The sequence below is a fragment of the Halorubrum kocurii JCM 14978 genome (genome assembly GCF_000337355.1).
Taxonomy (GTDB): Archaea; Halobacteriota; Halobacteria; order Halobacteriales; family Haloferacaceae; genus Halorubrum; species Halorubrum kocurii.
Map to the genome: position 1 here is coordinate 1 of NZ_AOJH01000075.1, position 7,894 is coordinate 7,894.

A 7,894-nucleotide genomic window follows, 5' to 3' on the forward strand; every position below is an offset into this window, starting at 1 on the left:
CCCCGCCGCCTCCCTCGCGCGGTCGGCTCGCGGCCTCCGGCCGCTCACTGGCACGCGCCACGGCCTCATCTGTTTTTTTAATAACTGCCGCCGAAACTGCGTGAACTCCGCACCTCGAATTCGGCCAGTTTGTCGTCCCCGCCGACGCACCCGACTCGTAGCCTTTTTACCCGCGCTGGCGGTAGACGGAGTCACTATGGCTGAGGACAAGGCACGAAGCACCGGCAGCGCGGGCCGATTCGGCGCTCGCTACGGCCGGGTCTCCCGCAAGCGGGTCCAGGACATCGAAGAGGAGATGCAGAACGCCACCGTCGACGGCGACGACGTCAAGCGCGTTGGAACAGGCATCTGGGTTAACGAGGAGACCGGCGAGACGTTCACCGGCGGCGCGTACCGCCCCGAGACGCCCGGCGGTCGCACCGTCCGCCGCTCCATCCGCGCCGCGCTCGCCGACGAGGAATAAGGCGATGAGTTACAAGTGCTCCCGCTGTAAGCGCGACGTCACCCTCGACGAGTACGGCGGCGTGCGCTGCCCGTACTGCGGCCACCGCGTCCTCCTGAAGGAGCGCGGCGCCGACGTGAAGGAAGTCAACGTCGAGTAATCCCCCGTTTCGACCCCGACTCGTCCCCGTGACTTCCGACCCCGTCGCCGCGACCGCCGACCGCGCGCACGAGACGGTCCTCTCGTTTCGCTACCCGTCCGAGCGACGCGCACGTCTCGTCGGCGGCGCGCTCGAGCCCGAAGTCGGCGAGATCGACGACGCCCGGTCCGCCGCGACCGTCTCCCGCGACGGCGACGCGGTCCGGGTCCGGGTCGTCGCCGACGACCTCGTCGCCCTCCGCGCCGGGATCAACAGTTGGTCGCGGCTCGTCGAGGTCGCCGAGCGCGTCGCCGCTGGGCGCGGTCGGAAGTAGCACCAACACGCCGATACCCCGACGCTCCGGGGCCGTATCCCGGGAATCGGCCGTCGTCGGAGAAGTCGGGGGTTTTTCCGTCCGGACCGCCTCGTTCCGCCCATGCAAGGGAACATGCCGCCCGAGGCACAGGAGAAGATCGAGGAGCTTCAGGAGCTGCAGGAGACCGCACAGCAGGTCGCCGAGCAGAAGGAGCAGGCGAAGTCCGCGCTCAACGAGTCCAAGACGGCGCTCGACGCCCTCGAGGACGTCGACGAGGACGCCGGAATGTACCGCGAGATCGGCGAGGTTCTCGTCGAGACCGACTACGAGTCCGCCTACGACGACCTCGAGAACAAGGTCGACTCCCTCGAAGTGCGCGCCGAGCAGCTCGAGAAGCAGGAGGAGCGCGTTCAGGAGCAGTTCGACGACCTGCAGGGCGAGCTCCAGCAGATGCTCCAGGGCGGCGCCGGCGGCGGCCCGATGGGTCCGGGCGGTCCGGGCGCGGGCGGCGCGTAAGCGCCGATGCCGAGCGAATCGACCGACGAACCGACCGACGAAGAAGTCGTCCGCACCGCCGCGGAGGCGGCCGAGGGCGTCGTGTTCGCCCACTACGACCAGTCGGCAGTGACCGATCTGGACGTGACGGTCACGTTCGAGGAGGGCGTCCTCGACGTCGACGTCTACCTGAACGCCCCCGACGACCCCGACCCCGACGTCGTCGCCCGCGAGGCGGCCGAAACCGCCGGCGAGGCGGTCGACGAGCTGTTCGCGGCGTAAACGCGGGTCCGGTCCTTTTTGCTCCGCTACGCGACGACGCCGATCGGCAATGGTCGGTGACTGCCGCGACTGTCAGCGATCGTCAGCGACTGCCACGACCGCTAGCGACTGCCACGACCGCTAGCGACCGACACCTCCCGCGAACACCGCGCGCGGCGGGCGCGGCGCTGGCGCCGCTTGAGACCGACACCTCGCTGATCGATAATTATTAATCGTGTTGTTGTGTACTGTTAGCACATGTCATCAAGCTACGGCGGCACGTCGGCGTTCGACCGGCTCCGTGCGCGGCTCGACGGTCGGCCCCACGCCTGCGAGGAGTGCGGGTTCGTCGAGGAGGACGGGACGTGGGAGGCGGTGACGACGGGCGCGACCGTCGAGTACCGTCGGGAGTGCCCGAGCTGCGGGACGGAGCACGTCCGGCGGTACCGGCTCTGAGTCGATACCGGAGGCCCCGCCGCGATGTACGACGAGATCCTCTGTCCGACCGACGGGAGCCCCGGGAGCGCCGCGGCCGTGGAACACGCGTGTTACCTCGCCGACCTGGCTGACGCGCGCCTCCACGCGCTGTTCGTGGTGGACGAGACCATCGCGGGCGCCGACGGCTGGGACGTGGTCGTCGAGCGCGAGGAGGAGCGCGGCGAGCGCGCGCTCGACGCCGTTGCCGCCGCCGGCGCGGAGCGCAGGGTGCCGGTGGAGAACCACCTCCGCCGCGGCCGCCCGCACGAGGCGATCCTCGACGCGGCCGACGACTACGACGCGGACCTGATCGTGATGGGGACGCACGGCCGGACCGGGGTCGGCCGGTTCCTCGCGGCCGGATCGGTGGCTGAGCGGGTCGTTCGACACAGCGAGGCGCCGGTGTTGACCGCGCGGCTCGACGAGTGAGAAACGAGAGCGTAGGGCCCTACGCCGACTCGCAGATCGCGACGAAGTTCTCGAACACTTCCTCGCCGCGCTCGGTATGGGCGACCTCGGGGTGCCACTGGACGCCGTACAGCCCCGCGTCGGGGTCAGACATCGCCTCCACGTCGCAGACGTCGGAGGTCGCGGTCCGGACGAACCCCTCGGGGACCTCCGTCACCTCGTCCGCGTGGGAGGCCCAGACGCGCGTCTCGGGCGCCAGCGAGCCGACCAGCGGGTCGTCTTCGTCGACGATCTCCACGTCGACGTCGGCGTAGCCGCCGTAGTCGCCGCCGCCGACCGCGCCGCCGCGCTCGACCGCGATCAGCTGCATCCCGAGGCAGATGCCGAGGACGGGAACGTCCAGGTCGAGGTAGTCGGGCGCGTTGCCGACGCGGTCCATGTCGGGGCCGCCCGAGAGGACGATGCCGTCGGCGTCGAGCTCGGCGGGGGGCGTGTCCGCCGAGACGATCTCGGTGTCGACGCCCACGTCGCGGAGCGCCCGCCGTTCGAGGTGGGTGAACTGGCCGTGGAGGTCGATGACGACGATCCGGGTCATGGCGCCGATTGGCGGCTCCAGCACAAAAACGGCTCGGAACGGAGCGCAGTATCGTGGTGTTTTCGTCCGCTAAACCCGTACGATAATGCACGAACGCGGATCAATTCGCGCCGAGCGCCGCTCACAGGTCGAGCGGACCGCTCTTCGTGAACTCCCGGAGCAGCACCGTCGCGTACGACCCGCTCGGGAGCGCGAACGCGAACCGCGGGTCGCCGGCCTCGAACGTCACGTCGAGGTCGCTCCGGAGGAGGATCGCCCGCCGGGTGCCCGACGAGTCGAACTCCCCGGGGAGCGCGAAGTCGCCGGGTTCGATCCCGGCGTCGGCGAGGACCTCGCGCTCGATCTCGCCGGGCTCGCCGCCGCCGAGGTCGGTCTCCGTGCCGACGAGCGGCGCGGTGACGAACGCGCGCCCGCGCTCGCAGTGGCGGGTGACGACGGACACCCGGTCCTCGTCGACCCGCTGGAGCCGGTCCGTGTCGGGCGCGTACAGCTCGTCGGGTGCGTCGGCGTCGGCGAAACAGGCCACGTCGCCGGCGACCGGACGGTCGAACGGGAGCCCGCGACGCAGGCGCTCGCTCAGCACCTTGTTGAAGAGGGACGACTGCGCGGCGTTGACGAACAGCCGCTGAAGGTTCGAGGGGACCGCCTCCAGCGCGTGCCGCCAGTCCTCGTGGTCCGGCGGCGCGTCGGGGGACACGTCCCGCTCGGCGAGGCGGTGGACCATCGAGCGCTCGAATCGGAGCTTGCCCGGGATCGCGTCGAGGCAGGCGTCCCAGTCGCCGTCGCCGGTGCCGTCGGCGGCGGGGTCGGACTCTCCCGTGGCGCCGAACGCGGCGTCCACCCGGTCGCGCGCGGCCCGGGTGTCGTCCGGCTCCGTCTCCGAGGGGTTGCCGGCGTACAGCCGCACCGCCTCGCGGAAGTCGTCGCGGACGACCGCGAGCCCGACGCGGTGGGTGACGGGCCGCCGGCTCCCGAACCGCTGCTGGCCGAAGTAGTTGGGGACGCCGACGGTCGCGTCGTCGGTCGCTTCGTCGCCGCCGTCGCTCGCATCGTCTCCCCCGCCGGCGAACGCCCGCAGGTCGCTCACCACGTCGGCGACGCGCTCGGGGGCCTCGTCGACCGCGCCGGCGACCCGGATCTCGAAGGCGTTGCCCGCGAGGTCGCCGAACGAGAGCCCGCGGCCGGCGCGACCGAGGGGTTCGATCTCGGCGCCGCGGATCTCGGGGAGGTCGTCGGGATCGACTCCGCGGAGCGTGAACAGCTGGGTGGTGACGGCCCGTTTGTCCTTCGTCCCCGCCCACGAGACGCGCTCGCGGCTGATCCCGAGGGCGTCGGAGACCCGACGCGCGAAGTCGTTCGTGTCCCAGTCGCGGAGGGTGACGCGGACGACGAGTTCGGGGTAGCTCCCGGTGTCCGCGCCGAGCGGCTCCGGCTCGAACGCCTCCAGCTCGCGGACGCGGAAGTCCTCGGGCGATTCGCGGAGCCGGCCGCCGATCCCGTCGGCGCCGCTGACGTAGTAGTCGATGGCCGCGGCGCGCTCAGCCGGGTGCGCCTCGCGGAGGGGAGCTGACGGCGCCATCTAGTACAGCGAGAGGTCGCCGGTCACCCGGTCGACGGTGTCGTCGCGGGCGGGCCCCACGGCGAGCGCGGTGACGGTCCCCGGCTCGAGCTGGGTGTGGCCGGCGTCGCGGACGATCGCGTACGGGATCCCCTCCCTGTCCGCCTTGTCGGCCAACTCGAACAGCTGGCTCTCGGAGTTGCCTTTCAGAACGACCTTCTTCTGCCCCTCGCCCTGCCACTTCTTGCGGACGCGCCGCCCCGCGTCCTGGTACGCCGACAGCGACGCGTGCGCGACCTGCGCGGCGAGCTTCCCCTCGCCCATCCCGATGTCGGTGCGGGCGACGATGGCCTGTTTCATGTCCCGTACCACCGCCGCCGCGGGTTTAGCGCTTTGCTCTCGACCGGAGCGGAGACTAGGGGGGCTGAAAACGTGTGAAAACGGGTTCGGACCGCGCGGCGGTCGTTCGACTCAGTCGTCGGCCGGAGCTGCGCCGCCGGAGGCGGAGCCGAGGCCGGACGCCATGCCGGAGACGACGCTCTCGTTGTCGGCGACCCAGCGGAGCAGGAGGAACGCGAAGAGGTACTTCGCGATGATGTCCATCCCGCTGTAGGCCCACGAGGTGATGGCGACGTCGAGCACCGCGATCCCCTCGGCGCCGAGCGCCCAGAAGATCGGGTAGCCGAGCCAGAGGACGACGGTGAGGATCTTCAGCGTGTTGAAGATCTCGGCGGTGCCGGCGATCTCGGCGTCCTGTGCCCACTCCGCGAGCAGGATGTACAGGACGACGACGAAGAACGCGCAGCTGATGACGTACCAGACCCAGCGCAGCATGTAGGAGGACGTGGTCAGCGCGGCGGCGAGACCGGTGACGCACATCCCGATGTCGGCCGTGACGGCCGTGAACAGCTTCGTCATGTTCGTGCCGGCGAGCAGGCCGAGCGCGATGAGGATCATCGGCGTCGACAGCGCCCACGTCAGATACCGACCCCACGGCGTGAGCACCTCCTGCCCGGCCAACGCGTGCCCTGCCGGCATCTCGAGGAAGCTCACCGTGAGCCCGGACACGAGACCGGTGTAGCTGGAGATCGACACCAGCGGTACCATCAGCGTGGCGACGAAGATCAACTGCGCCCGCGGGTCCTCGATGTTCCGCCCCATGTACACGAACAGGAGGATCGACAGGCCCGCGAGGGCGATGTTTATCCAGAGCGACGAGGCCAAGAGCCCGTTGTCTTGGATCGCTTGGAACACCTCGGTCTGGGTCATTTCGAGCGGGACGATACCCTGCATGAGTAAGTCGGCTGCGGCTGTCTCTAACATACTACAGCAACACGTTCGTCCTATTTCGGTTAAACGACAGGACCTGACAGGTATGGGTCGAGGCCCCCGACCGCTCGATGGCGCGGCGGCGACCCGTTCTCGCGCGGTGAGGTGAACCGCGGTATTCAAACGCGTGAGGCCCCGAGGTGAGGTATGCACCGCAGACGGTTCCTCCGAGGAGCGGGCGTGGCCGGGGGCGTGGCGGCGACGACCGCCCTCGCCGGCTGTGCGGGCGTCGGCGGCGAGCCCGACTACGACGTGGGAATGGTCGCTGACGGGTACCGACCGGCGGAGCTGACCGTCTCGGTCGGCGACACCGTCGTCTGGGAGAACACGAGCGCGCGGACGCACACCGTCACGGCCTACGAGGGCGGGATCCCGGAGGGGGCGGACTACTTCGCCTCCGGCGGCTTCGACGACGAGCGGAGCGCCCGCGACGCGTGGCAGGACGACTTCGGCGGCGCCTTGGAGAGCGGCGACCGCTTCGCGCACACGTTCTCGGTCCCCGGCCGCTACGACTACGTCTGTATCCCGCACGAGACGGGCGGGATGTACGCGACCGTGTTCGTGGAGGAGTGACGTGCGAGGGCATCGATCCGGGCTGCGGGCGCGCCGAACCGATGCGGGAGCGCGCCGAACTGATTCGGGAGCGCGCCGAACTGATTCGGGAGCGCGCCGAGCCGGTCGACGCGGATCGCGCCCGACGAAACCCATTAGCGCGAGCGCCCCCAACCGCAGGTGACTCGACTCATGGACCTCTCGACGCTTTTCGGGACCGACGTCCTGCTGTTCCTCGCCATCGGTCTGCTCGGCGGGGCTCACTGCATCGGGATGTGCGGTCCCCTCGTCACGGTGTACGCCGGCCGGATGCGCGAGGGCGGCGAGCGCGCCGACGGCGGATCGCCCACCGCCGGCGCGACCGGCGGGCGTCGCGAGAGCCACCTAACGACGTATGAGGTCCGCCAGCACGCGCTGTTCAACCTCGGCCGAACCGCGAGCTACGCGACCATCGGCGCGGCGCTCGGCGCGCTCGGCGGGGCCGTCCTCGTCACGACCGCGACGCTGACCGGCGCGGCGGAGGCGGTCCGCGGCGTCGTCGGGCTCGGCGTCGGTGCGGCCGTGATCCTCGTCGGTGTCCGATACGCCCTCGGCGGCGCGACCGGCGGGGTCCACCTCCCCGGGCTCGACCGCGTCACCGGCTGGCTCACCGGTCACGTCGACCGGCTCGCCAACGGCCCCGGGATCGTCGGCCTCGGCGCCGTCCACGGCCTGCTCCCCTGCCCGATCCTCTACCCGGCTTATCTCTACGCGTTCGCCAGCGGCTCCCCCGTCAGCGGGGCGCTGGCGCTCGGCGCGCTCGGCGTCGGCACGATGCCCGCCGTCTTCCTCTACGGCACCGTCATCGAGGGGATCGACGCGGCCCACCGGCGTCGGGTCCACCGGCTGCTCGGCGTCGCCTTCGTCGCGCTCGGTTACGTCCTGTTCGCGCACGGGCTGATGTCCGTCGGGATCCACGTGCCGCACCCGCGGCTCCCGTTCTGGAACCCGCTCGACGCCGGGATGATGGGGGGAATGTGAGATGAGCGCGCCCGACTGCACCCTCTGTGAGCTCCCGACCGAGGGCGTCGACGTGACCGACGGCGGCGGCAACGAGTTCTGCTGTACCGGCTGCCGGGACGTGTACGAGGCGCTCGGCGACGTCGACGTCGACGCCGAGGCGGTGCGCGAGCGGCGCCGGGAGGGCGGGGACGGAGCCGGAGACGCGGGCGACGACACCGCGGTCCCCGCCGACCACGAGGCGACGTTCCTCGAGGTCGACGGGATGCACTGCGCCACCTGCGAGTCGTTCTTAGAGATGACGGCGGGGGGAAAACCCGGGG

Annotated in this window: 13 protein-coding genes and 1 pseudogene; 10 read left to right on the forward strand and 4 right to left on the reverse strand. The window is 70.8% G+C overall.

Annotated elements, in window-relative coordinates; all coding sequences use genetic code 11:
* Nucleotides 1–196: 196 nt before the first annotated feature.
* The 7 genes from C468_RS11795 (at nt 197) to C468_RS11825 (ending at nt 2,559) form a co-directional block, all read left to right on the forward strand.
* Complete coding sequence (locus tag C468_RS11795; protein ID WP_008849122.1) at nt 197–463, forward strand: hypothetical protein; 267 nt, start codon at nt 197–199, stop codon at nt 461–463.
* Nucleotides 464–467: 4 nt separating this feature from the next.
* Nucleotides 468–602: a DNA-directed RNA polymerase subunit P gene (locus tag C468_RS11800; RefSeq protein WP_008849123.1), complete on the forward strand. Its 135-nt coding sequence runs from the start codon at nt 468–470 to the stop codon at nt 600–602.
* 28 nt (nt 603–630) lie between these two features.
* Nucleotides 631–915 carry a KEOPS complex subunit Pcc1 gene (locus C468_RS11805; protein ID WP_008849124.1) on the forward strand — a complete coding sequence of 95 codons (285 nt, stop codon included), beginning with the start codon at nt 631–633 and terminating at the stop codon, nt 913–915.
* A 114-nt stretch (nt 916–1,029) separates the two neighbouring features.
* The gene (locus tag C468_RS11810) at nt 1,030–1,413 is read left to right on the forward strand and encodes a prefoldin subunit beta (RefSeq protein WP_008849125.1); all 384 of its coding nucleotides are present in this window, start codon (nt 1,030–1,032) and stop codon (nt 1,411–1,413) included.
* 6 nt (nt 1,414–1,419) lie between these two features.
* Nucleotides 1,420–1,674, forward strand: coding sequence for a DUF3194 domain-containing protein (locus C468_RS11815; RefSeq protein WP_008849126.1), 255 nt, complete (start codon nt 1,420–1,422; stop codon nt 1,672–1,674).
* Nucleotides 1,675–1,911: 237 nt separating this feature from the next.
* The gene (locus tag C468_RS11820) at nt 1,912–2,109 is read left to right on the forward strand and encodes an HVO_0649 family zinc finger protein (protein WP_008849127.1); all 198 of its coding nucleotides are present in this window, start codon (nt 1,912–1,914) and stop codon (nt 2,107–2,109) included.
* 24 nt (nt 2,110–2,133) lie between these two features.
* Nucleotides 2,134–2,559 carry a universal stress protein gene (locus C468_RS11825; RefSeq protein WP_008849128.1) on the forward strand — a complete coding sequence of 142 codons (426 nt, stop codon included), beginning with the start codon at nt 2,134–2,136 and terminating at the stop codon, nt 2,557–2,559.
* A gap of 19 nt (nt 2,560–2,578) precedes the next feature.
* Here C468_RS11825 and C468_RS11830 read toward each other — a convergent pair whose 3' ends face one another.
* From C468_RS11830 to C468_RS11845, 4 genes are all read right to left on the reverse strand, one after another.
* On the reverse strand, nt 2,579–3,133 hold the full coding sequence (locus C468_RS11830; protein ID WP_008849129.1) for a GMP synthase subunit A: 555 nt from the start codon (nt 3,131–3,133) through the stop codon (nt 2,579–2,581).
* A gap of 121 nt (nt 3,134–3,254) precedes the next feature.
* Nucleotides 3,255–4,712 carry a tRNA pseudouridine(13) synthase TruD gene (gene truD, locus C468_RS11835; RefSeq protein WP_008849130.1) on the reverse strand — a complete coding sequence of 486 codons (1,458 nt, stop codon included), beginning with the start codon at nt 4,710–4,712 and terminating at the stop codon, nt 3,255–3,257.
* A complete protein-coding gene (pth2, locus tag C468_RS11840; RefSeq protein ID WP_008849131.1) occupies nt 4,713–5,051 on the reverse strand; it encodes a peptidyl-tRNA hydrolase Pth2 in 339 nt (112 codons plus the stop codon).
* 111 nt (nt 5,052–5,162) lie between these two features.
* On the reverse strand, nt 5,163–5,960 hold the full coding sequence (locus tag C468_RS11845; RefSeq protein ID WP_049912201.1) for a bacteriorhodopsin: 798 nt from the start codon (nt 5,958–5,960) through the stop codon (nt 5,163–5,165).
* A gap of 207 nt (nt 5,961–6,167) precedes the next feature.
* Between C468_RS11845 and C468_RS11850 the strand changes: the two genes are divergently transcribed.
* The 3 genes and pseudogenes from C468_RS11850 to C468_RS11860 all read left to right on the forward strand — a co-directional run.
* A complete protein-coding gene (locus tag C468_RS11850) occupies nt 6,168–6,593 on the forward strand; it encodes a plastocyanin/azurin family copper-binding protein (protein ID WP_049912200.1) in 426 nt (141 codons plus the stop codon).
* 171 nt (nt 6,594–6,764) lie between these two features.
* On the forward strand, nt 6,765–7,592 hold the full coding sequence (locus tag C468_RS11855; RefSeq protein WP_008849134.1) for a sulfite exporter TauE/SafE family protein: 828 nt from the start codon (nt 6,765–6,767) through the stop codon (nt 7,590–7,592).
* Nucleotide 7,593: 1 nt separating this feature from the next.
* A pseudogene (locus C468_RS11860) lies at nt 7,594–7,894 on the forward strand (heavy metal translocating P-type ATPase); the annotation flags it as partial.

Excerpts from the sequence above, each read along its gene's own strand:
- pth2 (WP_008849131.1), bottom strand. The coding sequence starts at position 5,051 with ATGAAACAGGCCATCGTCGCCCGCACCGACATCGGGATGGGCGAGGGG.
- C468_RS11850 (WP_049912200.1), top strand. The coding sequence starts at position 6,168 with ATGCACCGCAGACGGTTCCTCCGAGGAGCGGGCGTGGCCGGGGGCGTG.
- C468_RS11820 (WP_008849127.1), top strand. The coding sequence starts at position 1,912 with ATGTCATCAAGCTACGGCGGCACGTCGGCGTTCGACCGGCTCCGTGCG.
- C468_RS11845 (WP_049912201.1), bottom strand. The coding sequence starts at position 5,960 with ATGACCCAGACCGAGGTGTTCCAAGCGATCCAAGACAACGGGCTCTTG.
- C468_RS11830 (WP_008849129.1), bottom strand. The coding sequence starts at position 3,133 with ATGACCCGGATCGTCGTCATCGACCTCCACGGCCAGTTCACCCACCTC.
- C468_RS11825 (WP_008849128.1), top strand. The coding sequence starts at position 2,134 with ATGTACGACGAGATCCTCTGTCCGACCGACGGGAGCCCCGGGAGCGCC.
- C468_RS11800 (WP_008849123.1), top strand. The coding sequence starts at position 468 with ATGAGTTACAAGTGCTCCCGCTGTAAGCGCGACGTCACCCTCGACGAG.
- truD (WP_008849130.1), bottom strand. The coding sequence starts at position 4,712 with ATGGCGCCGTCAGCTCCCCTCCGCGAGGCGCACCCGGCTGAGCGCGCC.
- C468_RS11855 (WP_008849134.1), top strand. The coding sequence starts at position 6,765 with ATGGACCTCTCGACGCTTTTCGGGACCGACGTCCTGCTGTTCCTCGCC.
- C468_RS11795 (WP_008849122.1), top strand. The coding sequence starts at position 197 with ATGGCTGAGGACAAGGCACGAAGCACCGGCAGCGCGGGCCGATTCGGC.
- C468_RS11815 (WP_008849126.1), top strand. The coding sequence starts at position 1,420 with ATGCCGAGCGAATCGACCGACGAACCGACCGACGAAGAAGTCGTCCGC.
- C468_RS11810 (WP_008849125.1), top strand. The coding sequence starts at position 1,030 with ATGCCGCCCGAGGCACAGGAGAAGATCGAGGAGCTTCAGGAGCTGCAG.